This window comes from Mangrovicoccus sp. HB161399, assembly GCF_013184745.1.
GTDB lineage: Bacteria > Pseudomonadota > Alphaproteobacteria > Rhodobacterales > Rhodobacteraceae > Mangrovicoccus.
In genome coordinates this window covers 1-25,122 of the sequence record NZ_JAATVU010000047.1, presented here as the reverse complement: position 1 = coordinate 25,122, position 25,122 = coordinate 1, and the positions used below count along the sequence as shown (strand labels likewise).

Below are 25,122 nucleotides of genomic sequence, written 5' to 3'. Positions count from 1 at the left end.
TGACGCTTGGAAAGTCTCCTCGAATGCCAGGCTAGTATGCTAGCCGAGATTGCCCAATGGCGGAAACCGGATGGAGGAAACCGAAGGCGCGCGGACCGGCTACTCCTTCATCTCGCGCTGCCGCATCGGCATCCGGTCGACAAGCGACAGGATCTGCTCGGGATCGACCGGGGCGGCGGCGCGCAGCTTCACCCCGCCATCCTTCCCGACCAGCACCAGCGTGGCGTCATCCTCGCCGATCCCGCGGCGCAGCTCGCTGCCGTGGCCGGGGTCGGTATCGGTCAGCACGATGATGTCGCGCGCTTCGAGATCCTCGGCCACCGAGGTTAGTGCCTCGATCTGGGCGGCATAGCGCGGATCGCTTGCAGCGGGTGCGAAGACGAGGACCGGGCGGCTGTTCCAGCGATAGCTGCCGAGCGCGTCCTCGGTGCCGGGGACCCTTCCGGCGGGGATTTCGGCCAGGGCGGCGGCGGGCAGGACGAGGCTGCAGAGAAGGGCGGTCAGGCCGGCGGGTCTGGTCATGGCAATCTCCTTTCCGCCGCAGCTAGCGCGCCGCCGCGGAAGGAAAGGGCAGGACCGCCCGGGAAACGCGGATGTGATCGCGCCTGTCCGCGCGGATCAGTCCCGCTTGCGTGCCGCCGCCGGCAGGCCGATCCCGTCCGCCGCAGGACGCCGCACCGGCCGGCAGATGGGCGTTTGAGACGCTGGCATGGGCCGGTTCGTCCGAGCCGCAGGAGACGGGCGCCGGGAAACGCACCTCTCCGGCTCCGGATCGATGCTTGCCGTCCCTTGGTGGCAGCCGTTCCGGCGCGCACCGTCGTCCAGCCGGTTGGCGGCGGTGCCGCCGCCGATGTCGGAGGGCGCGCCGTGCGTCGGCCGGGTGGCATGGGCAGCACTGCGTTTCCGGCCGCTGCCGCGGGGGCGGCCGCCCTCTGCAGGACCATGCCGAAGCTCGTTTCCGAGGCGTCAGCCAGGGGCGATCAAGGGGGCTAGGGCGACTGCGGTGCCGAAATCGCCGCCATCGGGATGCCGGCTGCCAGGGCCGTTCGAGCGGGGGGCGTACTCCGGAAAGGTCAGGCCAGCCGCGGCCGTGCCTTGGAAAGCGCCTCGGCATTCGATTTCAGCGCGGTCCCTGCCCGGTGGCCGGCTGCGCTCGGAAAGCAGGAGCCCGGGGGTACGGCATTTCTCCCGCCCGGAACGGAAAACCCCGGCCGCGATGGCCGGGGTTCCGGTGGTCTCAGGGCTGTCCGGGATGCCGGAACTCAGCGGTCCTCGACATTCGTGTAGTCGCGCTGCGCGGCGCCGACATACAGCTGGCGCGGACGGCCGATCTTCTGTGCCGGATCGCCCAGCATTTCCTTCCACTGCGAGATCCAGCCGACGGTGCGCGACAGTGCGAAGATCGGCGTGAACATCGAGGTCGGGAAGCCCATGGCCTCCAGGATGATGCCGGAATAGAAGTCGACGTTCGGGAAGAGCTTCTTCTCGATGAAGTAGGGGTCTTCCAGAGCGGTCTTTTCCAGTTCCTTGGCGACCTGCAGGATCGGGTTGTTGTGGACGCCGAGCAGCTCCAGCACCTCGTCCGCCGATTCTTTCATCACGGTCGCGCGCGGGTCGCGGTTCTTGTAGACCCGGTGGCCGAAGCCCATCAGGCGGAAGGGATCGTTCTTGTCCTTCGCGCGGGCGATGAATTCCGGGATGCGGTCGACCGAGCCGATTTCCTTCAGCATCTCGAGGCAGGCCTGGTTCGCGCCGCCATGGGCGGGGCCCCAGAGGCAGGCGATGCCCGCCGCGATGCAGGCGAAGGGGTTGGCGCCCGAGGACGACGCGAGGCGCACCGTCGAGGTCGACGCGTTCTGCTCGTGATCGGCATGCAGCGTGAAGATGCGGTCCATCGCGCGCGACAGGATCGGATTGACCTCATATTCCTCCGCGGGCACGGCAAAGCACATGCGCAGGAAGTTGGAGGCGTAGTCCAGATCGTTGCGCGGATACACGAAGGGCTGGCCAGTGTGGTACTTGAACGCCCAGGCCGCGATGGTCGGCATCTTGGCGATCAGGCGGATCGAGGCCACTTCGCGCTGCCACGGATCGGAGATGTCGGTCGAGTCATGGTAGAAGGCCGACATCGCGCCGACGATGCCCACCATGATCGCCATCGGATGCGCGTCCCGGCGGAAGCCGGAGAAGAAGTTGCGCATCTGCTCGTGCAGCATGGTGTGCTTGGTGACGCGGTTCTCGAAATCTTCCAGCTGCGCGCCGGTCGGCAGTTCGCCGTAGAGCAGCAGGTAGCAGACCTCGAGGAAGTGCGACTTGCCCGCAAGCTGGTCGATCGGGTAGCCGCGGTGCAGCAGGATGCCCTCTTCGCCATCGATGAAGGTGATGGTCGACTCGCAGGACGCGGTGGAGGTGAATCCGGGATCGTAGGTGAAGACGTCGCCCTGGGCGTAGAGCTTGCGGATGTCGATGACATCCGGGCCCAGCGTGGGCGACATCATCGGCAGTTCCACGGTCTTGTCCCCGAAGGTCAGGGTCGCGGTCTTGGCCGGTTGCGCAGTATCAGGCATTGGCATCCCTCCTTTGCCGACCTGCCGCCCCGGAGCGGAGCGGGCAGGCGATGGGTATGTCTTGCGCCGGCCGGGTCAGTCCCGGCCAGTGGATAATACGTCTTCGAGGCGGGCGAGAGTCTCCTCCCGGCCCAGAACGAGCATCATGTCGTAGACGCTCGGAGTTGCCGTGCGGCCGGCGAGCGCAGCCCTGAGCGGACCGGCCAGCTTGCCGAATTTGAGCTCCCGAGGGTCCATGAAGTCGGCGATCACCGCCTCCAGATCATTGCGGGTCCAGCTAGCACTTTGCAACTGCGGCGTCAATTCGCGCAGTATACCAAGGGATACAGCGTCAAGTGCCTTTGCCGCCTTGTCATCCGGCGCCACCGGCCGTGACGCTAGTGCAAAATGTGCCTTATCAAGCAGATCCGGAAGCGTTTTTGCCCGGTCTTTGAGGCAATACATCGCAGTCCCGAGACGCTCCGCCTGCAGCGGTTCCAGCTCAGGTTGTGCAGTTGCAGCAAGAAAACCCGCGATTTCCTCCAGAAGTGCCGCATCTTCCATCATTGCGATGTGATGTCCCGACACGTTTTCGAGCTTCTTGAAATCGAAGCGGGCCGGCGCCTTGTTCATGCCGCCGAAACCGAACCACTCCAGCGCCTGCGCGGTGGTGAAGACTTCGTCGTCGCCATGGCTCCAGCCGAGCCGCGTCAGGTAGTTCCTGAGCCCCTCCACCGGGTAGCCCATCGCGCGGTATTCCTCGACGCCGAGCGCGCCATGGCGCTTCGACAGCTTCTTGCCGTCGGGGCCGTGGATCAGCGGGATATGCGCCCAGACCGGCAGGTCCCAGCCCATCGCGGCATAGATCTGGCCCTGGCGCGCGGCGTTGGCCAAGTGGTCGTCGCCGCGGATCACGTGGGTGACGCCCATGTCATGGTCGTCGACCACCACTGCCAGCATGTAGGTCGGCGTCCCGTCCGAGCGCAGCAGGACCATGTCGTCGAGCTGGTCGTTTCGGAAGGTGACCGTGCCCTGGACCTGGTCCTCGATCACCGTCTCGCCCTCGCGCGGCGCCTTCAGGCGGACGACATAGGGCGCGTCCGGCCAGGTCGCGGGATCGGCGCCGCGCCAGGGCGACTGGAACAGTGTCGAGCGCCCCTCGGCCTTGGCGGCGTCGCGGAAGGCCTGGATCTCGTCCTGGGTGGAATAGCAGCGGTAGGCGTGGCCGTTCTCCAGCATCGCCAGCGCAACCTCGGCATGGCGCGGCGCGCGCTCGAACTGGCTGACGATCTCGCCGTCATGGTCGAGCTTCAGCCATTTCATGCCCTCGATGATCGCCGCAGTCGCCTCGGGCGTCGACCGCGCGCGGTCGGTATCTTCGATCCGCAGCAGGAACTTGCCGCCCCTGCCGCGGGCGTAGAGCCAGTTGAACAGCGCGGTGCGTGCGCCGCCGATATGCAGGAAACCGGTGGGCGAGGGGGCGAACCTCGTCACGACGGGGGCATCAGCCATGGAACGGACCTCGTGTCTTGCTCGATTGAGCGCCGGTTTAATCGCTGCGCCCGACCGGGTAAAGCGACAGCCGGAGCCCCCGCGCCCCTGCTATCCCGGCGGCCTTAACCGAGTGTAAACCACGAATGGGCGATCCCTGAGCGGTTAACCCTCTGGCAAGGAGCTGCGCGCGTGCTGCTCGACGCCCTGATCGCCCCGCAGCGGGGACATCTCTTCCCCTGGGTGCCGGTGATGCTGGCACTTGGCATCGGCATCTATTTTGCGCTGCCCGGCGAGCCGGAGCGCTGGATGGCCGGCTGCGCGGCGGCGGCGGCGGTGCTGCTGGGGATCGGGAGCCTGCGCGCGCCCGAGTCGGCGGCGCCGCTCCTGCTGGCCGTGGCACTGGCGGCGGCGGGCGGGGCGCTTGCTGCCTGGCGGACGACCGAGGTCGCGGCGCCGGTGCTGTCCTTCCGCTATTACGGGCCGATCGAGGGCCGGGTGACCGAGATCGACCGCTCGATGACCGACCGCCTGCGGCTGACGCTCGACCGGGTGGTGCTGTCGGACATGGCGCCGGGCCGCACGCCTGCCACGGTGCGAGTCTCGCTGTCGGACGACATTCCGAATGCCGCGGTGGAGCCGGGCATGACGGTGATCCTGACCGGGCATCTTTCCCCGCCGATGGGCCCGGCCGAACCCGGCGGCTTCGATTTCCGCCGCCTCGCCTGGTTCGAGCGGCTGGGCGCGGTCGGCTACACCCGCAGCCCGGTGCTGGTGCTTGAGCCGCCCGACCGCGACCGGCCCGCGCTGGCGATCGCCGGGCTCCGCAGCCACCTGGCCGACGCGATCCGCACGCGCATTCCCGGCCAGTCCGGCGCCTTTGCCGCCGCGGTGGTCACCGGCGACAGGTCGGGCCTGGACCGGGAGACGCTGGACGCGATGCGGGCCAGCAACCTGGCGCATCTCCTGGCCATTTCCGGCCTGCACATGGGGCTGCTGACCGGCTTCGTCTTCCTTGTCCTGCGCCTCGCCATAGCCGCCATCCCCTGGCTGGCGCTCAGGATCGACGGGCGCAAGGCGGCCGCCGTCTTTGCCGCGCTTGCCGCGGCCTGCTACCTGGCGCTGTCGGGGGGCAGCGTGGCGACCCAGCGGGCATTCGTCATGGCGACCGTGATGCTGGGCGCCGTCCTGCTCGACCGCCGCGCGCTGACCCTGCGCGCCGTCGCGCTTGCCGCCATCCTGATCCTCGCCGCGCGCCCCGAAAGCCTGCTGAAGGTCGGCTTCCAGATGTCCTTCGCTGCGACCTCGGCGCTGGTCTGGGTGTTCTCGATGGCCCGGGCGGTCCCGCTCTGGCCGGGGCCGAAGCTGCTCCGCCCGGTGCTGACGCTGATCCTGTCGTCGGCCGTCGCGGGTGCCGCCACCGCGCCCGTCGGAGCCGCGCAGTTCAACCAGATCGCGCAATGGGGGCTCGCGGCCAACTTGGTGGCGGTGCCCGTCATGGGCTTCCTCGTGATGCCCGCCGCGGTGCTGGCCGCCTGCCTCGCGCCGCTGGGCCTCGCCCAGCCCGCGCTTTGGGCGATGGCGCTGGGATGCCGCTGGATCCTCGCCGTGGCCGACCGGGTCTCCGCTCTAGACGGCGCGCTGGTCCCGGTGGTGGCGCCCGGGCCCGCCGTCCTGCCGCTGATCGGCATCGGCGCGATCGTGGTGATCCTGTGGCAGGGGCCGTGCCGCTGGGCCGGGCTGCTGCCGCTTGGGCTGGCCTTCTGGCTCTGGTCCGGAACCGAACGCCCGGCAGTGCTGATCGCCGAGTCGGGCGGGCTGGTCGGCGTGCTGGAGCCGGGCGGCCGCGTGCTCAGCAAGGCGACCGGCGACGGCTATGCCGCGCGCGCCTGGCTGGAGAATGACGGCGACCGCCGCGAGCCGCAGGCGGCGGCCCGCGCGGCGGAGGCGGGGTTCGAGGCGCAGATCCCCGGATTGCGCCTGCGCCAGCTGTCGGCCGCGCAGCTGAACCGCCTGGAAGATCCCTGCCGGGATGCCGATCTCGTGGTGGCGGTGAAACCGGTGCCGGGCGCGTCCTGCGCCGTGCTCGATCCCGCCCGGCTGGCCGGGACCGGCTCCGTCGCGATCTGGCCGGACGAGGCGGCGCCGCGCATCGTCACCGCGGCGATGCGGGCCGGGCGGCGCCCCTGGGTGCCCGCCGATGCGGTGCCCGACCCGCCGGTCCTGCGCCCGCTGCGGCTGGCCGGACGCTAGCTGTTCAGTCCCGGCATCTGGTGGATCGGATCGAGGATGAATCTGTCTGGCTCTGATGTCCATATCTTGCAGATGTATTCGTATGGTGTGAGCCCGTTGATGGTCTTGAGGCGGCGCGCGAAGTTGTAAGCTGCCATGAAGTCTGCGAGGTGCGTGCGCAGGCTCGCCATGGAGTAGGCCCAGGCCGGGCGCTTCTCCGGTGGAGCAGTCAGCCTGATCGGTGCCGTCATCGCGGTGGTGTCCGCCGTCGCGACCACAACGATCGGGGGCTTTTTCGGGCTCAAGAACGGCCGGGAGGCGGCGCTGTCCCAGCTCGAACTCAAGGAACGCGAAGTCGAGGGCCAGCTCGAGATCAAGCGCATGGAAGTCGAGGGCCAGATCCGCGCGCAGGAACTCGCGGCGGAGGCCGAGCGCAACCGGCTGGAAATCGAACAGAAATTCGGCATCATCGTCCAGGCGACCAAGGGGCTGCCGCCAGACGTGGCTTCCGAAAACCTGAAATTCTTCGTCGATGCCGGCATTCTGGAGGATCCGGAGGGCAACATCCGGCGGCTCGCCGAAGAGTGGCGGGCGCCCGATCTGCCGTCGCCGGAGACGCAGGACCGGGCTGCCAATCCGCTTCTGGAGCGGCTCGAAGCGATGGCTGCCGAGGAACCGGCGGATCCGGCGGCGGGCGGACAGGACGGCTTTGCGGTCGAAAGCGGCGTGGTCCGCGCCCTCGGCGGGACTGCGGTCAGCTATGCCGAGACCGGCGCGCATGGCGGCCAGATCCAGCCGCGCTACATCGTTTTGCACTACACCGCGGGCGTCGGGGCAAGCCTGGTGCCCTATCTTGCCGGGAACCAGGTCCGGGCAAGCGCCCATCTGCTGGTCCGGCGCGACGGGTCGGTGGTGCAGCTTCTTCCGCTCGACTTCCAGGCTTGGCATGCCGGGGTCTCGTCCTGGGGAAGCCTGCGGTCCTTCAACGCCATCTCGATCGGCATCTCGTTCGAGAACTGGGGCCAGCTGGTGCGGGCGGGGGAGGGCTGGGCGTCCCAGTTCGGAACGCCGGTCCCAACGGATCAGGTCTTCGTCGATGCTGCGGGCGGAGGCTGGCAGGCCTATCCGCCGGAGCAGGTTTCGGCCGCAACCGCGTTGATGAAGGCGATCCGCGCGGCCTATCCGGGGGTCATCGACATCCTCGGACATGCCGACATCGCGCCGCAGCGCAAGTCAGATCCCGGTCCGGCCCTTCCGGCCGCGGATATCCGCGAGGCGGTCTTCGGACGCCGCGATGCCCTGCCTCCGCCTCCCTGAGGCGGGCAGGGCCGCGGCAAGCGGTCAGTAGGTGCGGATCAGGCCGACCAGCTTGCCCTGGATCTGCACCCGGTCTTCCGGGTAGGTCTGCACCACATAGGCGGAATTCGCCGGCTCCAGCGCGATGGTGCGGCCGCGGCGGCGGTAGCGCTTCAGCGTCACGTTCTCGTCGTCGATCTTCGCCACCACGATCTCGCCGTTCTCGGCTGTGGCGGTCTCGCGGATCACGACGATGTCGCCGTCATTGATGCCGATGTCGATCATCGAGTCGCCCTGGACTTCCAGGGCGTAGTGGTTGCCGCCGCGGCTGAGCATGCTGCCCGGCACGGTGACCGCCTCGTCCTGGCGCACCGCCTCGATCGGGCCGCCCGCCGCGATCCGGCCCTGAAGCGGGATGTCCCAGGCGCCGCCGCGCTCGACCTGCATCGCGCCTGCGGGCATCGGCGCGTCGCCCCCGGATCCCTCGATCACCCGAGGGGTGAAGCCCGGGGCCGCCATGTTGTCGGGAAGGCGCAGGATCTCGATGGCGCGGGCCTTGTGCGGCAGGCGGCGCAGATAGCCGCGCTCTTCCATCGAGGTGATCAGCCGGTGGATGCCGGATTTGGATCGGAGACCGAGATGGTCCTTCATTTCATCGAAGGAGGGCGGGACGCCGTCGCGGCTCTGCCTCTCGTGGATGAATTCGAGGAGCTCGAGCATCTTCTTGGTCAACATCTGCCGGTGCCATTTCCAGGTTCTGGTTTGGTTTGGCAAATGTTCTACGCGCGTTCTCCCTTTGTGTCAACATCGCTTCCTAAAGCGATATGAACTCGACCAATTCTCCCGGCGCGCGCGCGGGGTCGCGGGGCGGCCGGACCAGCAAGGCTCCGGCCCCGGCAAGAACGGACAGCAGGCTGGAATCCTGGTCGGCCCCGGCATCCAGCCCGTCTTCCAGGATGCGGGCGCGCATGTAGTGCTCGCGCGGGCCGTTGGGCGGCAGGGCGCGCGCGAGGGGCATCCGGCTGCGCCGGGCGGGCCGGGCGGGCAGACCCTGCATCGCCTCCAGCATCGGCACGAGGAAGATCCGGCCGCAGACCATGGCGCTGACCGGGTTGCCGGGCAGGCCGGCCATCGCGGCGTCGCCCATGCGCCCGGCCATCAGCGGCTTGCCCGGGCGCATCGCCACCTTGTGGAAGTCCAGCGCCATGCCGCGCGCCTGCGCCACCTCGGCGACGATGTCATGGTCGCCCACGGAGGCGCCGCCGCAGGTGATGACCAGATCGGCATCGGCGGCGAGGTCCAGGCACTGGCCGAGGCTCGCCGCATTGTCCTGCGCGATCGGCAGCAGCCGTGCGGCGGCGCCGGCCGCCTCGAACATCGCGGCGAGGCCGAAGGCGTTGGAGGCGACGATCTGCGACGGGCCCGGGGTCTCGCCGGGCATGACCAGTTCGTCGCCGGTGCAGATCAGCGCCACGTCGGGTTTCCGCGCAACGGTCACTTCGGGAATGTTCATCGCGGCCAGCAGGGCGATGTCCGCGGGACCGAGGCGCCGCCCGGTCGGCAGCATCTCGGCGCCCATGACGAAATCGCCGCCCGCCGGGCGGATGTTGGTGCCGCTGCCCAGCCGGTCGGTCAGGGTGATGCGGCTGCCGTCGCGCGCGACGTCTTCCTGGATGACCACATGGCCCGCGCCCGCGGGCACCGGCGCACCGGTGAAGATGCGCACCGCCTCTCCGGGTTGCACCTCGCTGCCATGGCCGCCGCCGGCCGCGGCCTCGCCGACGACCTCGAAGACCGCGCCGGCGCGGACCTCGGCGCTTCGCACGGCATAGCCGTCCATGGCGGAGGCGGCGAAGGGCGGCTGGGTGCGGCGCGCCGCGGCGGGGACGGCCAGCACGCGGCCCGCGGCCTTGCGCAGCGGCACGGTCTCGGCTTCCATCGGCGTGACCAGCGCGAAGATCCGCGCCAGCGCCTCTTCGACTGAAATCACCGTGCGGCCTCGTAGCGGCCGGACTTTCCGCCTTCCTTCAGCAACACGCGGATGCCGAGGATCTCCATGTCCTTCTGCGCTGCCTTCAGCATGTCGTAGACCGTCAGCGCTGCGGTCGAGACGGCGGTCAGCGCCTCCATCTCGACGCCGGTCTGGCCGGTGGTCTTCACCGTGGCCTCGATCCGCACGCCGGGCAGCGCCTCGTCAGGGGTCAGCTCCACCGCCACCTTGGTGACGGGCAGGGGATGGCACAGCGGGATCAGGTCGGAGGTCCGCTTGGCGCCCATGATCCCCGCCAGCCGCGCCACGCCCAGAACGTCGCCCTTCTTGGCAGTGCCTTCGGTCACCAGCCGCAGCGTTTCGGACGACATGCGCACGGCTCCCTCCGCCACGGCGGTCCGCGCGGTCACCGCCTTTTCCGAGACATCGACCATGTGCGCGTCGCCCTTGGCGTCGAAATGCGTGAGCATCACATGCCTCCGCCGGAGACCAGCGGCTGGGACAGCAGGTCGCGCGTGGCGGTGGCCACGTCCTGCTGGCGCATCAGGCTTTCGCCGATCAGGAAGCAGCGCACGCCGTAGCGCGCCATGTCCGCCAGATCCTCGCGGGTGAAGAGCCCGCTCTCGCCCACCAGCAACCGGTCGAGCGGCGCGCGCTTGGCCAGGGTGCGGGTGGTGTCGAGCGAGGTCTCGAAGGTCTTGAGGTTGCGGTTGTTGATGCCCAGCAGCGTCGATTTCAGCAGGCTCGCGCGCTCCAGCTCCTCGGCATTGTGCACTTCGATCAGCGCATCCATGCCCCACTCCGCCGCCGCGGCCTCCAGCTCCTGCGCCTGCGCATCGGAGACGCTGGCCATGATGATCAGGATGCAGTCGGCGCCCAGGCTGCGGGCTTCCGCGACCTGGTATGTGTCGTACATGAAATCCTTGCGCAGCACCGGCAGCGAGACCGCGCCGCGCGCCGCCACGAGGAATTCGTCGGCGCCCTGGAAGCTCGGCCCGTCGGTCAGCACCGACAGGCAGGTCGCGCCGCCTTCCTCGTAGGCCGCTGCAATCGCGGGCGGATCGAAATCCGGGCGGATCAGGCCCTTGGACGGGCTCGCCTTCTTCACTTCGGCGATCAGGCCATAGCCCTTCTGGCTGGCCTCGTGCAGGGCTTGGGCGAAGGGACGGACCGGCGGGGCGCTGCGCGCGCGCATCTCCACCTCGGAATGGGGAACGGCCGCCTTGCAGGCGGCGACATGCTCCAGCTTGTAGGCCTTGATGCGGTCGAGGACGGTCTCGCTCATGCGGCAACCTCCGAGGTAATGCGGGCGAGCGCTTCGACCTTGCAGAAGGCCTCGCCGCTGTCGATGCTTTCGGCGGCCATGGCCGCGCCTTCCTTCAGGTCGGACGCCTTCCCGGCGATCAGCAGCGCGGCTGCCGAGTTCAGCAGGACCGCGTCGCGATAGGCCGACTTGGTGCCGTTCAGCAGCGCCCGGAAGGCGATGCCGTTCTCTTCCGGCGTGCCGCCGACGATGGCTTCGAAGGGATGGACCGGCAGGCCGGCTTCCTCGGGATGGACCTGGAATTCCGACACCTTGCCGTCCTTCAGCTCGGCGACCTCGGAGGTGCCGGTGATGGTCAGCTCGTCGGTGCCGTCAGAGCCGTGGACCAGCCACGCGCGGGTCGAGCCGAGCGCCCCCAGCACCTCGGCCATCGGCCGCAGGAGCGCAGCCGCGTAGGCGCCGGTCAGCTGGAACTTCACGTCCGCCGGGTTGGTCAGCGGGCCCAGCACGTTGAACACGGTGCGGGTGCCCAGTTCCACGCGGGCGGGGCCGACATGCTTCATCGCCGGATGGTGCATCGGCGCCATCATGAAGGCGATGCCGCAGGCGTCGAGCGCCTTCTGCACGACGTCGGGGGGCACCATGACATTGACGCCCATCTGCGCCAGGGCATCGGCCGAGCCCGATTTCGAGGACAGGTTGCGGTTGCCGTGCTTGGCGACCGGCACGCCCGCGCCCGCCACGACGAAGGCCGTCGCGGTGGAGATGTTCAGCGTGCCCTTGCCGTCGCCGCCGGTGCCGACGATGTCCATCGCGCCTTCCGGCGCGGTGACCTTGCTGCATTTCGAGCGCATGACTCTGGCGGCGGCGGCGATCTCGTCCACCGTCTCGCCGCGGGTGCGGAGCGCCATCAGCAGGCCGCCGATCTGGGCAGGCGTCGCGCGGCCCTCGAACAGCGCCATGAAGGCGGTCTCGGCCTCGGCGCCGGTCAGCGGGCCGTCCGCCGCCTTGCCGATCAGGGGTTTGATGTCGTCGCTCATGCCGGTTCCTTCAGGCCGTCGAGGAAAGTCTTCAGCATCTGGTGGCCATGCTCGCTGCGGATGCTCTCGGGATGGAACTGCACGCCTTCGACGGGCAGTTCGCGGTGGCGCAGCCCCATGATCGTGCCGTCTTCCAGCCAGGCCGTGATCTCCAGGCAGTCGGGCAGGGTGGCACGGTCGACGATCAGCGAATGGTAGCGGGTGCCCTGCAGCGGCGAGGGCAGGCCCGCGAAAACGCCCTTTCCCTCGTGATGGATGGTGCCCATCTTGCCGTGGACGATGTCCCTGGCGCGGACCACGTCGCCGCCGAAGGCCTCGCCGATGGTCTGGTGGCCGAGGCAGACCCCGAAAAGCGGGATCTTCTCCGCCGCTGCCGCCCTGGTCAGCGCGAGGCAGATGCCTGCCTGGGCCGGGTCGCAGGGGCCGGGCGAGAGCACGATGCCCGCGGGGCGCTTGGCCAGCGCCTCCTCCACGGTCAGCGCGTCGTTGCGGTGCACCTCCACATCGGCGCCGAGTTCGCCGAAATAGTGGACCAGGTTGTAAGTGAAGCTGTCGTAGTTATCGATGAGCAGAAGCATGGCAGGTCCTTCGGTCTGGGACGCAGTTGCACCCTTAGCGCCGCCATGGTCAAGGGGCGGGGGCAAGGATGGCGCCCGCAAAGGGCGATCTGCTATGCTCCGCGGCAGGCGGGCGGAAAAGGTGTGGACGATGGAACGGGACGGAAATCTTTGGGACGCATGACGTGGGGCTTGCTGGCGGGGCTGGGGTCCGGTCTCGCCGTGGCGGTGCTGCTTCTCGGAATGGCGGCGCTGCAGATCGAGAAGGCCAGGGCGCCGGCGCCGCCGAAGATGCTGCACCCGGCGGTCGAGCAGGAGCTGCATGTCGCCGCGTCGCCGGCGCCGTCCCATGCGCTGATGGCGGTGCCCGGGCGCTTGGCCGGGCCGCAGGATGCCGGCGCCGTGCCGCGGATACTGCCGCCCGTCCTGGCGCTGCCGGACGCGTCCGGGCCGCTTCCGCGTCCGGCGCCGCCGCCCGATCCCGACGCCGTGGCGCGCGCGCGGGCTCCGCTGCCGGTCGAGCTGCTGGGTGCGGAGGCGGCGGGCCTGCCGGGGCCGGCGATGGACGAAGGCCCGGAAGTGGCCCTTGCGCCCGCGCCGCCGCGCCTTCTGCCGCCCGGCGCGCCGGAGCTGCGGGCGGAAGGCGCGCTGCCGCTGCCGGCCGGGCTGCCCTTCCCGGGGCCGGTGCTTCCCCCCGGCCTGCACGAGCTTGCCCCTGCCGCGGCGGTGCTGGTGCCGGCGCTCCCGGAAGCGCCGGGTCCGGCTGCGCCGATGCCCGCTGCCGGTCCTGCAGCCCTTTCGGCGCCCTTGGCGCCGGGGGGCGCGGCCATGCCTGCAGCACCCGCACCGCTTTCCGGCCTGCCGCAGCTGCCCTCCCGTCCGGTGCCGCCGGAACTGCCGCCTGCAGCCGACAGCGTCGGGACGCTGGCGCCGGATCTGACGCCGTTCCTGCCGGCGGTCGGCGACCCCGCCGCCGCGCGGCTGGTCCCGCCGGTTTCCGCGGCGCTTCCGGATGCGGGCGAACCGGCCGGGCTGCCCGGCGCGCCGGGCCCGGGCGATCTGCTCCGCGGCGGCCTGCTGGAGATGGCTTCTGCGGCGGCGGCTGCGGACGGGCCGTCGCTGGCGATCGTGCTGATGGACCCGGCGCCGGGCGACCTGCCGTCCTGGGCGCGCTCGGTGGCGCTGCCGCCGGACCGGCTGGAGCAGGCGCCTGCCGGCCGCGAGGTGTTGGCGAAGCTGGCGGAACCGGCTGACCGGGGCGCGCTGGCGGCGATGGCCTGGCGGGTTTCGGCGCTGCCGCATCCCGGTCCGCTGCTGGTCGCCGCCGCGCCGGAGGGCGAGCGCGCGCTCGGCGCGATGCGCAGCTTCCTTGAGGCCTCGGGCCTGGGCGCGGTGGTCGACGGGGCGGACCTGCCCGGGCTGGGACCGGACACGGCGCGGGCCTATCCCCCGGCGCCGCTGGAGCTGCGCCTTGCCCGTGCCGCAGCCCATGCGCGGCGCGACGGCGCGGTGATCCTGCCGCTGGCAGACAGTCCCGAGGCGCGCGCAGCGGTGGCCGCCTTTCTCGACGGGGAGGGGAACGACCTCGTGCCGGTCACGGCGGGCGATGCGCTGAAGCTGCTGGCGCCGCGCTGATCGGCAGGCAATCCGGCGTTCCGCCCGGCCCAGGCACCGCGGATAGCCCGCCGGTTCCGGAATGCCGGGTGTCCATGCCCATTGCCAAGGTACCTCGTCCCCGGCCATCCGGCGCCCTGTTCCCTGCGGCGAATGCAGGCCGCCGCTCCGGAGAGGGAGGGCCGGGCGCAGCGCCCTTCGCCATGTGCGATGCCTGTTTCGCCCGGCTCGGCCGGAACAGTTCCGGAATGCCGCCTGTGACGGAGATCGAGCGGTAGAGCTGTGAGGTCAAGGGACGGACGGCCGCTGTCCGGCATTGCCCGACATTTCACTCGGGACCGGAAGCGTCCCGGCAGATCCCAAACGGTGCCATCGAGCGGAAGGCCCGTGAGGAGGACGCAATCGCCTCCGGAGAGGCGCGGCCGCCGGGGCCGCGCCGGGATCAGGAATTGCCGCTTGAGAAGCGGCCGGCCTCGGCGGCCGCCTTGCGGATCGCGGCAGACTTGTTCACCGTCTCCTGCCATTCTGCCTCGGGGTCGCTGTCATAGACCACGCCGCCGCCCGCCTGGATGTAGAGCTTGCGGTCCTTGACCACCGCGGTGCGCAGCGCGATGCACATGTCCATGTCGCCATTGGCAGCGAAATAGCCGACGCCGCCGGCATAGACCCCGCGCTTCTCCGGCTCCAGCTCGTCGATGATCTCCATCGCCCGGACCTTGGGCGCGCCCGAGACCGTGCCCGCAGGCATGCCTGCCAGCAGCGCCGACAGCGCGTCCTGGTCCTCGGCCAGTTCGCCCACCACGTTCGACACGATGTGCATGACGTGGCTGTAGCGCTCGACGGTGAATTCCTCGGTCGGCCGCACCGTGCCGATCTTCGACACCCGGCCGGTGTCGTTGCGGCCCAGGTCGAGCAGCATCAGGTGCTCGGCCAGCTCCTTCTGGTCCGACAGCAGGTCCTGCTCCAGCGCCTTGTCCTCTTCGGGCGTCGCGCCGCGCGGACGGGTGCCCGCGATCGGGCGGATCGTCACCTGGCGGCCGAAGACCCGGACGAGGATCTCGGGGCTTGCGCCGACCACCTGGAAGCCGCCGAAATTGAAGAAGAACATGAAGGGCGAGGGGTTCGTCCGCCGCAGCGAGCGGTAGAGCGCGAAGGGCGGGAGCTCGAACTCCTGGGTCCAGCGCTGCGAGGGCACGACCTGGAAGATGTCGCCCGCGGTGATGTAGTCCTTCGCCTTGCGGACGGCATCCATGTAGCCCTCCTTGGTGAAGTTCGACACCGGCTCGGCCTGCGGCAGCGCCTCGCCGAGGCCGCGCGTTTCGGTCACCGCCTGGCGGTCGAGGTCGCGCAGCGCGTCCGAGACGCGTTCGGCGGCCTGGGCATAGGCGGCGCGCGCGGAAAGCCCGGAACCGGCCCAGGCGGGGGCGACGAGGATGACTTCGCCCTTCACGCCGTCCAGCACGGCGACCACCGAGGGGCGCATCAGCCGCGCGTCGGGCAGGCCGAGCGGGTCGGGATTCGCGTCCGGCAGGCGCTCCACCAGCCGGATCATGTCATAGCCGAGATAGCCGAAGAGACCGGCGGAGGCCGCGGGCAGGTCCTCGGGCATGTCGACCCGGGTCTCGGCGATCAGCGCGCGCAGGGACTCCAGCGCGGGGCGGTCGTCCTCGACCCAGGCGGTGTCGTCGAAGCGGGCCTCGCGGTTGATGCGGGCCTGCTGGCCGCGGCATTCCCAGACCAGATCCGGTTTCAGCCCGACCATGGAGTAGCGGCCGCGCACCTCGCCGCCGGTCACCGATTCCAGCATGAAGCTGTCGCGCCCGGCCTGGGCGAGCTTCAGCATCAGCGAAACCGGCGTGTCGAGATCGGCGGCAAGGCGGGCATAGACCAGCTGCGACCGGCCGGCCTCGTAGCCCGCGCGGAAGGTTTCGAAATCGGGAGTGATCTGCATCTGTCGGCCTTATCTCAGCGCGCCGTGGACCGCGTTCAGCGCGGTCTGGTTCAGTTCGAGCCCCGCCTCCTGCGTCACTTCGCGGCTCAGCTCGCGCAGCACGTCGTCGGCAATGGCCCGTGCGGTGTCCTGGTTGACCTGCGCCAGCGCCGCGCGGGCCTGGTCGCTGCCCAGGTTGGGCGGGCTGACGCTGTCGACGTGCAGCAGCCAGGCACCGGCATCGTCGGTGACGACCGCGGTGTCGCCGCCCTTCATGTCGTAGACGGCCTGCAGCACCGGGCGCGGCAGGTCATAGGCCGGGGACTGGCGGGTCATGCCGCTGCGGGTCTGCGGCGCCAGACCCAGGGCGGCGAAATCCTCGCCGTCGTCGAGCCGCGCCTTCAGGCTGTCGCCCTCGGCTTCGAGCGCTGCGACGCGCTTGGCTTCGGCCGCGCCCTTCTCTGCCTCTTCCCGGACATCGCCGAGCGGCTGCAGCTCCGAGGGCTGCTGGCTGCCGAGGCGCATGGCGAAGAGCATGCCGCTGTCGGCCATTGTGATCTCGGGGAAGTCGCCGTCGGCAAGGGCGGCGGCGGCATTGTAGAACTCGGGCTGGGCGGCCGGATCCGCGTCGGGGGCCGACTGGGCATCCCAGGTGACGGTGCCCAGCTGCATCGGGCTGTCGGCGGCCAGCTCCTCCAGCGTGGCGCCGGCGGCGAGCTGGTCGTCGAGCGGCTCCATCTCCTGCTGGACCAGCTGCGCGGCCCTCTCCAGCGACAGCTCGCTGCGCAGCTGCGGCAGGGCGTCCTCGTAGCTGGTGGTCTGGGCCGAGAGGATGGCGTTGACGCGGAACAGCGCCGGGCCGACGGCGCTGTTGGCTGGGCCTGCAATGCCGGTGTCTTCCAGGCCGAACACGGCGTCGGCGGCTTCGGCGGCCAGGGCCGGGCGGCCAACGGTGCCGAGATCGACATCCGCCTCGGACAGGCCGCGCTCGGCCAGCAACGCGTCGAAGGTGGTCTCGCCAGCGTCGATCGCGTCCTTGGCGGCCTGCGCCGCGGCCATGTCGGCAAAGCCCAGCCGGTCGACCATGCGCCGCTCGGGGCGCTGGAACTCGGCTGTGCGGGCCTCGTAGCCTGCGCGCAGCTCCTCGTCGGTGAGCTCGACCTGGCCGAGCATCATTTCGGGCGAGAGCCAAGCATAGGTGATCTGCTTGCGGTCGGGCAGGGTGAAACGGTCGGGATGCGCGTCGTACCAGGCCTTGACCTCGTCCTCGGTGGGCGCTGCGGGCGCGGCGTCGAGCAGGCTGTCCGGGATCGGCGCCCAGGTCGCGGCGCGGGCCTCGCCGAGGAACGTCAGGAGCGTGTTGCCGTAGGATTGCGGCGGGGTCAGGCCGTTCAGCAGGGCGCGCTGCAGCAGGTCGGCCGAGGCCTCCTGGCGGACGCTGTCCTCGAAGCCCGCGATGGTGCGGCCGGAGCGCTTGAGCAGGTCGCGGTAGGTGTCCGGATCGAACTTGCCGTCCATGCCCTGGAAGGCGGGGACGTTGCCGACGCGGCGGGCGACCTCTTCGTCGCCGACCGACAGCCCGGCGCGGCGCGCGGCTTCCTGCAGCGCGGCGGTGGCGACCGCCTGCTGCAGCACCGCGGTGGCGAGCCCGGTCTGCTCGGCCTGGTCGAAGGTCATGGTCTCGCCGGTCTGCTGGGACACCTGGTCCATGCGCTGGCGGAGCAGCCCGTGGTAGCTGGCGGCATCGATCTGGGTGTCGCCAACCGCGCCGACCGAGCGGACCTGGGTATTGAAGCCGGTGACGCCGTAGCCGCCGAGGCCGATCAGCAGCAGGCCCAGCAGCACGAGCACCAGGACGTTGGACAGGTGCTTCTTGCCTTTGGGTTTCTCGGACGTCTCGCGCTTGGCCATGGTGTGCTCCCCCGGATGGACCAGTAGTGGGCGAGGGTCTAGCCGGATGCCCCGGTGGTCGCAAGCGGGAAGGGCAGCGCGGCCAGGCGCTCCGCGAGCGTGCCGATCCCGGCCGCGTCGAGATTGGCGAAGGCGATGCGCAGCTCGCGCGTGCCGCGTTCCCGGCCGGCCGGGCCGAAGAAGGATCCGGGCAGGGCGAGCACCGCCGCTTCCTCCACCATGGCGCGGCAGAGCTCGGCGGAGTCCATGGCAAAAGGATGCTCCAGATAGGCGAAATAGGCGCCGATCCCGCGCAGCCGCCAGCCCGGAAGCCGGTCCATCGCGGCCTCGACCGCGGCACGGCGGGCCAGGATCTCCTGCCGCTCGCCCTCGAGCCAGCCGTCGAGATTCTCCAGACCCCAGAGCGCGCCGATCTGGCCGGGCTGCGAGACGCAGATCACCATCGTGTCGAGGAACTTCTCGATCTCGGAGATTTGACCCGGCGCGGCGGCTATGGCGCCGACGCGGTGGCCGGTCAGCCGGTAGGCCTTCGAGAAGGAATAGAGCTGGATGACGGTGCCGTCCCAGTCCGGATCGGCCAGCAGGTCATGCGGGCGGCCCTCGCCGGACATGAAGTCGCGGTAGGTCTCGTCGACGATCAGCGCGATGCCGCGCGCCCGGCAAAGGTCGCGGAAGGCGGCGAGCAGCGCGGGCGGATACTCGACGCCGCAGGGATTGTTCGGCGTGACCAGCACGATCGCACGGGTGCGCGGGCCGATCAGCGCGGCCGCTTCCTCCGGATCGGGCAGCAGGTCATCGCCGGTCTCCAGCGGCCGGGTCACGATCCCTGCCATGTCGAGCCACATCGCGTGGTTGAAATACCACGGGCAGGGCAGGATGACCTCGTCGCCCGGCGCGGCGAGCGAGGCGATGGTGGCGCAGAACGCCATGTTGCAGCCCGCGGTGACCGCGATGTTCGCGGCGCCGACCTTTGCGCCGTAGATGCGCGACACCCGCGCGGCAAGCGCCTCGCGCAGCGGGTCGTTGCCGAGCACCGGGCCGTAGAGATGGGCCGAGGTCTGCGTCAGGATGGCATCGGCCATCGCCCGGCGCAGCCCTTCGGGCGGCGCGGCGACCGGGGCGGCCTGGCTCACGTTGATCAGCGGGCGGTCCGCCGGAAAGTTCCGGCCCTTCACCCAGGCACGGGACTCGACGATCGGCGAGGCGATGCAGCCGCACAGCGCGGGGGCGAGGGGCAGGGGCATGTCAGCTCACTTGCGGTAGGGTTCGACGTATTGAAGCGCCATGTCCCAGGGGAAGAAGATCCAGGTGTCCTGGCTGACTTCGGTGATGTAGGTGTCGACCTGCGGCTTGCCCTTGGGCTTGGCGTAGACGGTGGCGAACTGAGCCTTGGGATACATGCCGCGGATCAGCTCCAGCGTCTTGCCGGAATCCACCAGGTCGTCGACGATCAGGATGCCGGTGCCGTCGCCCATCAGCTCTGCGTCCGGCGCCTTCAGCACCACCGCGGAGGCCTGGGTCTGGTTGTCGTAGGATTTCACCGAGATCGTGTCGACGGTGCGGATGTCCAGTTCGCGCGCCACGATCATCGCCGGCGCCATGCCGCCGCGGGTGACCGCCACGACCGCCTTCCAGGCGCCGCCGTCGGGGCCCTGGCCGTCGAGCCGCCAGGCAAGGGCGCGGGCGTCTCGGTGGATCTGGTCCCAGCTGATGTGGAACCCTTTCTCGTGGGGAAGGCGGTCGGTCATGGCAGTGCCTTTCTGTTGGTCAGTCCAGGGCGAGCGAGAGGCCGAACCCCGCAAGCGCCGCGCCGAAGACGCGCTCGATCCGGCCCTTGAGACGGATATAGGCGGTTCTGGACTGCTGAAGGGAGAAGATTCTGGCCACCAGTAGGTTGGCCGCGATCTCGTTCAGCGCGACCACGGCCAGGATGGCGGCCAGCCAGGATGCGGGCGCATGCGGCGGCACGAGGGTGATGAAGACCGCGCCGAAGAACACCGCGGGCTTCGGATTCGTGAGCTGGAGGACCAGCCCGAAGCGGGCGGCGCCGAGCGCCGAAAGCGGCCGTGCCGAAGCGGCGCCGGTGTCGAGCGGCGCATCGGCGCTGCGCCAGGTCATCACGCCGACATAGACGAGGAAGGCGGCCCCCGCGAGCTTCATCGCGAAGAACAGCCCCGGCACCAGCTGGAACAGCACCGACATGCCCAGGAGCGCGGCCGAGGCCCAGACGACGGCCCCCAGCGCCAGCCCGGCGGAGAAGCCGGCGGCGGGGACCATCCCCCGCGAGGCGGCCAGCCGGACCGTCATCAGCACGGCAGGCCCCGGAGAGAAGGCCGCGGCCAGATGCGCCAGGAAGACCGGCAGCAGGACCGCGGCCGGGATCATTTCGCGATGTCCGGGGCGTCGACGGCCTTCATGCCGACGACATGGTAGCCCGCATCGACGTGATGCACCTCGCCGGTGACGGCGCGGCCCATGTCCGACAGCAGGTAGAGCGCGGAATTGCCGACCTCTTCCTGCGTCACGGTCCGGCGCAGCGGCGCGTTGTACTCGTTCCACTTCAGGATGTAGCGGAAATCGCCGATGCCCGATGCGGCGAGGGTCTTGATCGTGCCCGCCGAGATCGCGTTGACGCGGATGCCCTGCTTGCCCAGATCCTCGGCAAGGTAGCGCACGGAGGCTTCCAGCGCCGCCTTGGCCACGCCCATGACGTTGTAGTGCGGCATCACCTTCTCGGCGCCGTAATAGGTCATGGTCAGGCAGGACCCGCCCTCGGTCATCAGCTTCTCGGCGCGCTGGCAGACCGCCGTGAAGGAGTAGACCGAGATGTCCATCGTCGTGCGGAAATTGTCGGGCGAGGTGTCGACGTAGCGTCCGCGCAGCTCGTTCTTGTCGGAAAAACCGATTGCATGGACAAGGAAGTCCAGCTTGCCCCAACGTTTTTCCAGTTCGGAAAACAGGGCGTCGATGGAGCTTCCGTCGGAGACGTCGCATTCGTAGACGGCATCGGACCCGATGCTTGCGGCCAGCGGGACAACCCGCTTTTTCAGTGCTTCCCCTTGATAAGAAAAGGCGATTTCGGCTCCGGCGTCGGCGCAGGCCTTGGCGATGCCCCAGGCGATCGACTTGTCGTTGGCGACGCCCATGATGAGGCCCCGCTTGCCGGCCATGAGAGCTGTTGACATTCTGGTTCTCCGACAGTCCTTGATTTCAGGTCCATTAGGCGATTGTGTAAACGGCATCAAGCGCGGAGCCCGGCAGGACTGCCGGCCGGTGCGCCGCGACCGCAACAGTTTCAGGCAAGACCGAGTGTATGAGTGACAGGGACGGCATATTCGCAGGGGACGACCCCTATGCGCTGCTGCGCAGCTGGCTGGCAGAGGCTTCGAAGTCCGAGATCAACGATCCCGAGGCCATGTCGCTGGCGACCGTCGACGAGAGCGGCCTTCCCAACGTGCGCGTCGTCCTGCTGAAGGACATCGACGATGACGGCATCGTCTTCTACACGAATTACGGCAGCAGCAAGGGCCGCGAGCTGATCTCGGCCGGGAAGGCCGCCGTGGTGTTCCACTGGAAGAGCCTCCGCCGCCAGGTGCGGCTGCGCGGCACGGTGGAGAAGGTTCCGGGCGAGCGCTCGGATGCCTATTACCGCAGCCGCGCCCTGCAGAGCCGCCTCGGCGCCTGGGCGTCGCAGCAGTCGCAGCCGCTGGAATCGCGCGGGAAACTCATGGCCGAAGTGGCGAAGCTGACCGTGTCCAAGGGGCCCAACCCGCCCCGCCCCGAGCATTGGGGCGGCTTCAAGCTGGCGGCACGGGAATTCGAATTCTGGGCGGACGGGGCCTTCAGGCTGCACGACCGTTTCCGTTGGGAAAAGAAAACCGGAGAGGAAAACTGGTCAGTTTCGCGGCTGTATCCGTAAGGTCAGCTTTAATAACAATGTAAGTAAACGGAATATTAGATTTTTCTCCTTGCAACCTATGAATGTGGTCTCCTAACGTGAGACCGGGGAGAGGTTTGGAGGAAAGTCATTGCAGATGTACGTGAACCGCATGGACACAGAACAAGACGGTCAGATCGTGCAGGGCCATGTCAAATGGTTCGACCCCGGCAAGGGGTTCGGATTTGTCGTGTCCCAGGCCGGCGGCGGCGACATCCTCCTGCACGCGAACGTGCTCCGGAACTACGGACAGAGTTCCGTGGCGGATGGGGCTGCGATCGAGGTGGTGGTGCTTGAAACCGCCCGCGGCCGCCAAGCGATCGAAGTGCTGAGGATAGAGCCGCCCGCGGCCTGCGAGGAAGACGACAAGGCATCGTTCCTGCCGGGCGGGTTTTCGCCCGAGGATGCGGGGCCGCTGGAACCGGCAAGGGTGAAATGGTTCGACAAGACAAAGGGTTTCGGGTTTGCCAATGCCTTCGGCAAGTCCGACGACATCTTCGTTCACATCGAGGTGCTGCGCCGTTCTGGGCTGGCGGATCTCCAGCCGGGCGAGGCGATCTGCGTCCGGGTGGTGGAGGGGCGCCGCGGCCTGATGGCGACATCGGTCACCTCGTGGGAGAGCGCCCTGCACGAGGGCGAGCACGGCGAAGCGGAGCCGGCGGACCAAGAACAGGACGCCTGACCGGGCTTGTCCTCGCGCTGCTGGTTTCGGCGCAGGCGGCGGCAGCGGCCGCCGGCTGCTCCCGCGACCGCGTGGATCTGCGCGGCAACTGGGGCCAGGCCTCCTTCTCGGTGGAGATGGCGGTCACGCCGCAGGAGCGGAATCTCGGACTGATGAACCGCGAGTCCCTTCCGGCGACCGCGGGTATGCTCTTCGTGTTCAATCCGCCGCGGAGCGTCAGCTTCTGGATGCGCAACACGCTGATCCCGCTCGACATGATCTTCCTCGACCGCCAGGGCGTGGTGCAGGGCATCCACGAGAACGCGGTGCCGCTCGACGAGACGCCGATCCCGGGCGGCGACCGTATCTTCGCGGTCCTGGAGATCAATGGCGGGCTTTCGGAAGAGCTGGGCATCGCGCCCGGCAGCCAGATGCGCCACCCGGTCTTCGGTCCGTCGGCCGAATGGAGCTGCGGCCGTTCCTGAGCGCAATTCGGGGCTTCCGTTCCGCCGGGAACCGGGATAGGACCACGCAGATCGGGGCGTAGCGCAGCCTGGTAGCGCGACGGTTTTGGGTACCGTAGGTCGCAAGTTCGAATCTTGCCGTCCCGACCACCACTTAGCAGACTTTTCCACAGGCCGTTTTACACTTCATTTTACAATCCGTTCGAGTTTTTCCGCCAAGGAGTCGGCCATCTCGGGCCGCATGGCCATGTACCTCTCGATGATCTTGGACGCGTTTTCGACGCTCCACCCGGTGGCCGCGGCGATCTCCCTGAGGTTCGCATCGGCGAGGAACAGGCGGGTGACGGCCGTCCCACGGCAGTCGTAGAGCTTGATTTCCTTCCGCATGCCGAGTCGATCACGCCATTCGCTCACTGCATCCCCGAGATAGTTCTCATGTCCCCACGGATCGCCGCGCTCGGTGGTCAGCACTCGGTCGCGCCCTTCAGGCATGGCGTCCAGAATGTCGGCCATGGCAGGGGTCACCGGGATGGAGGCTTTGCGTTGCTTCTTGCGGGTCATGATGACAATCCGGCGACGGCCGCCAGGTGTTGACTCTATGTGCTCGCGCGATAGCTGGAAGAGGTCTCCCGGGCGGAGACCGGTTGCAGTGGCCGCGATAACGATTCGCCCGACATGTTCTGGAGCGCCCATTACGAAGGCAGAAACTTCTTCGTCCGTCCAGATGATCTCGGCGCGGTTGCTCTTGTGCAGCCGCTTGATGCCCTTGAGGTGGTGGAAGTCCAAATCGCTGCCGTCATATGCCCAGGCCACGATCTTCACCAGGTGCTCGCGCCGTACGTCTCCAGTCTTGCCTCCTATCTTGTCGCGCCAATCCATGACGACGCGCCGGATGCGCGGCTTGTTGAACGCGCTGATAGGGGCATCTCCGAACTTCACATCGATGCCGTTCTCCGGGTGCCTGATGCTGATCTTGATGTCGTTCTGGTAGCGCTGGCTCAGAGCTTCAAATTCGCCGCTGGCGAGGTAGCGCATGATGATGTCGCGGAACTTTCCCTTGCTCGGCCGCTGGTCATCCACGGTGGCAGCCAGAGCCGCGTGGTAGCGTGCCGACCCTGCCGGGAAGTCCTCGTCGCTGGTCCAGAACAGCGGTCCTCCGCGCCAAGCATAGTGGTACTGTTTCACCTTCCCGCTGGCGAGCTTGGACCGTACCCGGTGGATCTTGTCACGCTTGCGCATCAAGCCACGCATCTCCGTCGTCTGTCGGTCCCACATTCTCGGCGGGGACGATCCGCAGAGTGCCGTCCAAGCCTTCCTCGATGGCGCCGATCTTGACACCTGCGGCCTGAACAGCCTCCACAAGACGCCGGATGCGGGCTGAGGTGCTGCGGCGTGGCTTTGCCTCCGTCCTGTCCGTCACGGGGGTGGGCTGGGTGCCGTCTCTCATTCCCCATCCCTCCCCATCATCTCGAATGGATAGCCGTCGGCGGTGCAGATGAGCGGCGCGGCGTCCCAGCGCTGCCCGGCGGATGGCAGGGCGGTGAGGGTGGTGTTGGCGCGGTAGGCGTAGAGGGCGGTGCTGGCGTCCTTGCGGTCCTGCTCAGAGCGCGATCCAGCGGCGAAGCGCTCCAGCAGTACGGCCATCAGACCGGCATGCGCGCGCAGGTCGGCGTGGAGCGCGGACAGGTCCGCGTGCGCCTGCTTCGTAGCCTCCAGCGCCAGTTCCATCGCCTCGATCTTCTCCGCTTCGGCGAGGATGCGGTCGCAGAGCTCCTCGATGCCGAGATGATAGGGCGCAGTACCGGCGCGGCGGGCCAGGATGCGCGAGATCAGGTCGTCGGCCATGTGCCATCCTCCCGTCCGGGCAACAGCCCTCCGAGCCTGAGCGCCTCGATGTCGCGCAGGATCGTCGTCAGCGGCGCGTCGAGGGCTGCCGCGATCTGCGTCGGCGGCGTTGCCGGATCGCGCTGCCTGGCGGCCAGCACGGCCTCCCGGCGGGCGCGCAGCAGCTTGCTGCCGTCGCCCTTGGCGCGGCGGACAACATCGGGTGTCGGAACGTAGACCCGGCCGCAGCGGGTGTTGTGCTCGGCGACGATCCGGCGCTGGAAGTCCGTCGGCGTCTCTTTCGCGCGCTCGTCTTCCGGCTCCGGCGGCTGGTGGCGGATCAGGCTCCGCTCTAGCTCGGCGAA

At 69.1% G+C, this 25,122-nt stretch carries 24 protein-coding genes, 1 tRNA gene and 1 pseudogene; 7 read left to right on the top strand and 19 right to left on the bottom strand.

Annotation, left to right across the window (positions count from 1 at the left end):
• Window positions 1-99: 99 nt before the first annotated feature.
• The 3 genes from HCC78_RS21740 to gltX all read right to left on the bottom strand — a co-directional run bounded on the left by HCC78_RS21740 (window position 100) and on the right by gltX (window position 4,058).
• Window positions 100-522, bottom strand: coding sequence for a DUF4174 domain-containing protein (locus tag HCC78_RS21740; protein WP_172330895.1), 423 nt, complete (start codon window positions 520-522; stop codon window positions 100-102).
• A gap of 740 nt (window positions 523-1,262) precedes the next feature.
• On the bottom strand, window positions 1,263-2,567 hold the full coding sequence (gene gltA / locus HCC78_RS21735) for a citrate synthase (RefSeq protein ID WP_172330894.1): 1,305 nt from the start codon (window positions 2,565-2,567) through the stop codon (window positions 1,263-1,265).
• Between the two features lie 75 nt (window positions 2,568-2,642).
• Entirely contained in the window at window positions 2,643-4,058 is a 1,416-nt protein-coding gene (gltX, locus tag HCC78_RS21730; protein WP_172330893.1) for a glutamate--tRNA ligase, read from the bottom strand.
• 171 nt (window positions 4,059-4,229) lie between these two features.
• On the opposite strand from gltX, the gene HCC78_RS21725 reads away from it, so the two are divergent.
• Window positions 4,230-6,290 carry a ComEC/Rec2 family competence protein gene (locus tag HCC78_RS21725; RefSeq protein WP_371743890.1) on the top strand — a complete coding sequence of 687 codons (2,061 nt, stop codon included), beginning with the start codon at window positions 4,230-4,232 and terminating at the stop codon, window positions 6,288-6,290.
• On the opposite strand, the pseudogene HCC78_RS21720 reads toward HCC78_RS21725, so the two are convergent.
• Window positions 6,287-6,451: pseudogene (locus tag HCC78_RS21720) on the bottom strand (IS481 family transposase); the annotation flags it as partial. The gene HCC78_RS21725 and the pseudogene HCC78_RS21720 overlap by 4 nt on opposite strands.
• Before the next feature lie 76 nt (window positions 6,452-6,527).
• On the opposite strand from HCC78_RS21720, the gene HCC78_RS34935 reads away from it, so the two are divergent.
• Complete coding sequence (locus tag HCC78_RS34935; RefSeq protein WP_172330892.1) at window positions 6,528-7,586, top strand: N-acetylmuramoyl-L-alanine amidase; 1,059 nt, start codon at window positions 6,528-6,530, stop codon at window positions 7,584-7,586.
• Window positions 7,587-7,610: 24 nt separating this feature from the next.
• On the opposite strand, the gene lexA is transcribed toward HCC78_RS34935, so the two are convergent.
• The 6 genes from lexA to HCC78_RS21685 all read right to left on the bottom strand — a co-directional run bounded on the left by lexA (window position 7,611) and on the right by HCC78_RS21685 (window position 12,437).
• Window positions 7,611-8,300, bottom strand: coding sequence for a transcriptional repressor LexA (gene lexA / locus HCC78_RS21710; RefSeq protein ID WP_172330891.1), 690 nt, complete (start codon window positions 8,298-8,300; stop codon window positions 7,611-7,613).
• Between the two features lie 79 nt (window positions 8,301-8,379).
• Window positions 8,380-9,555: a gephyrin-like molybdotransferase Glp gene (gene glp, locus HCC78_RS21705; protein ID WP_172330890.1), complete on the bottom strand. Its 1,176-nt coding sequence runs from the start codon at window positions 9,553-9,555 to the stop codon at window positions 8,380-8,382.
• Window positions 9,552-10,025: a cyclic pyranopterin monophosphate synthase MoaC gene (gene moaC / locus HCC78_RS21700; protein WP_172330889.1), complete on the bottom strand. Its 474-nt coding sequence runs from the start codon at window positions 10,023-10,025 to the stop codon at window positions 9,552-9,554. The genes glp and moaC overlap by 4 nt, the downstream gene beginning before the upstream one ends.
• The gene (gene trpC / locus HCC78_RS21695; protein ID WP_172330888.1) at window positions 10,025-10,840 is read right to left on the bottom strand and encodes an indole-3-glycerol phosphate synthase TrpC; all 816 of its coding nucleotides are present in this window, start codon (window positions 10,838-10,840) and stop codon (window positions 10,025-10,027) included. Before trpC ends, moaC begins: the two co-directional genes overlap by 1 nt.
• On the bottom strand, window positions 10,837-11,859 hold the full coding sequence (gene trpD / locus HCC78_RS21690) for an anthranilate phosphoribosyltransferase (protein ID WP_172330887.1): 1,023 nt from the start codon (window positions 11,857-11,859) through the stop codon (window positions 10,837-10,839). Before trpD ends, trpC begins: the two co-directional genes overlap by 4 nt.
• Window positions 11,856-12,437 (bottom strand): aminodeoxychorismate/anthranilate synthase component II, encoded by a 582-nt coding sequence (locus tag HCC78_RS21685; protein ID WP_172330886.1) that lies wholly within the window; start codon window positions 12,435-12,437, stop codon window positions 11,856-11,858. Before HCC78_RS21685 ends, trpD begins: the two co-directional genes overlap by 4 nt.
• A 159-nt stretch (window positions 12,438-12,596) precedes the next feature.
• On the opposite strand from HCC78_RS21685, the gene HCC78_RS21680 reads away from it, so the two are divergent.
• The gene (locus HCC78_RS21680) at window positions 12,597-14,051 is read left to right on the top strand and encodes a hypothetical protein (RefSeq protein WP_172330885.1); all 1,455 of its coding nucleotides are present in this window, start codon (window positions 12,597-12,599) and stop codon (window positions 14,049-14,051) included.
• Between the two features lie 421 nt (window positions 14,052-14,472).
• Here the strand turns inward: HCC78_RS21680 and trpE are convergent, their stop codons facing one another.
• The 6 genes from trpE to fabI are packed head-to-tail and all read right to left on the bottom strand — an operon-like array spanning window position 14,473 to window position 21,056.
• On the bottom strand, window positions 14,473-15,981 hold the full coding sequence (gene trpE / locus HCC78_RS21675) for an anthranilate synthase component I (protein ID WP_172330884.1): 1,509 nt from the start codon (window positions 15,979-15,981) through the stop codon (window positions 14,473-14,475).
• A 9-nt stretch (window positions 15,982-15,990) separates the two neighbouring features.
• Window positions 15,991-17,871 (bottom strand): peptidylprolyl isomerase, encoded by a 1,881-nt coding sequence (locus tag HCC78_RS21670; RefSeq protein ID WP_172330883.1) that lies wholly within the window; start codon window positions 17,869-17,871, stop codon window positions 15,991-15,993.
• Between the two features lie 38 nt (window positions 17,872-17,909).
• Window positions 17,910-19,115, bottom strand: coding sequence for an aminotransferase (locus tag HCC78_RS21665; protein ID WP_172330882.1), 1,206 nt, complete (start codon window positions 19,113-19,115; stop codon window positions 17,910-17,912).
• 6 nt (window positions 19,116-19,121) lie between these two features.
• On the bottom strand, window positions 19,122-19,619 hold the full coding sequence (gpt, locus tag HCC78_RS21660; protein ID WP_172330881.1) for a xanthine phosphoribosyltransferase: 498 nt from the start codon (window positions 19,617-19,619) through the stop codon (window positions 19,122-19,124).
• 19 nt (window positions 19,620-19,638) lie between these two features.
• Window positions 19,639-20,256 carry a LysE family translocator gene (locus HCC78_RS21655; RefSeq protein WP_172330880.1) on the bottom strand — a complete coding sequence of 206 codons (618 nt, stop codon included), beginning with the start codon at window positions 20,254-20,256 and terminating at the stop codon, window positions 19,639-19,641.
• Window positions 20,253-21,056: an enoyl-ACP reductase FabI gene (gene fabI / locus HCC78_RS21650; protein WP_172330879.1), complete on the bottom strand. Its 804-nt coding sequence runs from the start codon at window positions 21,054-21,056 to the stop codon at window positions 20,253-20,255. The genes HCC78_RS21655 and fabI overlap by 4 nt, the downstream gene beginning before the upstream one ends.
• Window positions 21,057-21,184: 128 nt before the next feature.
• Between fabI and pdxH the strand changes: the two genes are divergently transcribed.
• The 4 genes from pdxH (at window position 21,185) to HCC78_RS21630 (ending at window position 23,083) form a co-directional block, all read left to right on the top strand.
• Window positions 21,185-21,790 (top strand): pyridoxamine 5'-phosphate oxidase, encoded by a 606-nt coding sequence (gene pdxH, locus HCC78_RS21645; RefSeq protein WP_172330878.1) that lies wholly within the window; start codon window positions 21,185-21,187, stop codon window positions 21,788-21,790.
• Between the two features lie 115 nt (window positions 21,791-21,905).
• Entirely contained in the window at window positions 21,906-22,490 is a 585-nt protein-coding gene (locus tag HCC78_RS21640) for a cold-shock protein (RefSeq protein WP_253949296.1), read from the top strand.
• A 71-nt stretch (window positions 22,491-22,561) separates the two neighbouring features.
• Window positions 22,562-22,954: a DUF192 domain-containing protein gene (locus HCC78_RS21635; RefSeq protein ID WP_371743886.1), complete on the top strand. Its 393-nt coding sequence runs from the start codon at window positions 22,562-22,564 to the stop codon at window positions 22,952-22,954.
• Window positions 22,955-23,006: 52 nt separating this feature from the next.
• Window positions 23,007-23,083: transfer RNA gene (locus tag HCC78_RS21630), tRNA-Pro, on the top strand.
• A 36-nt stretch (window positions 23,084-23,119) separates the two neighbouring features.
• Here the strand turns inward: HCC78_RS21630 and HCC78_RS21625 are convergent.
• The 3 genes from HCC78_RS21625 to HCC78_RS21615 all read right to left on the bottom strand — a co-directional run.
• Complete coding sequence (locus HCC78_RS21625) at window positions 23,120-24,172, bottom strand: hypothetical protein (RefSeq protein WP_172330877.1); 1,053 nt, start codon at window positions 24,170-24,172, stop codon at window positions 23,120-23,122.
• A 204-nt stretch (window positions 24,173-24,376) separates the two neighbouring features.
• Entirely contained in the window at window positions 24,377-24,778 is a 402-nt protein-coding gene (locus HCC78_RS21620; RefSeq protein ID WP_172330876.1) for a hypothetical protein, read from the bottom strand.
• Window positions 24,763-25,122 (bottom strand): hypothetical protein (locus tag HCC78_RS21615; RefSeq protein WP_172330875.1); only part of this gene is annotated, 360 nt, incomplete at its 5' end. The genes HCC78_RS21615 and HCC78_RS21620, both read right to left, overlap by 16 nt.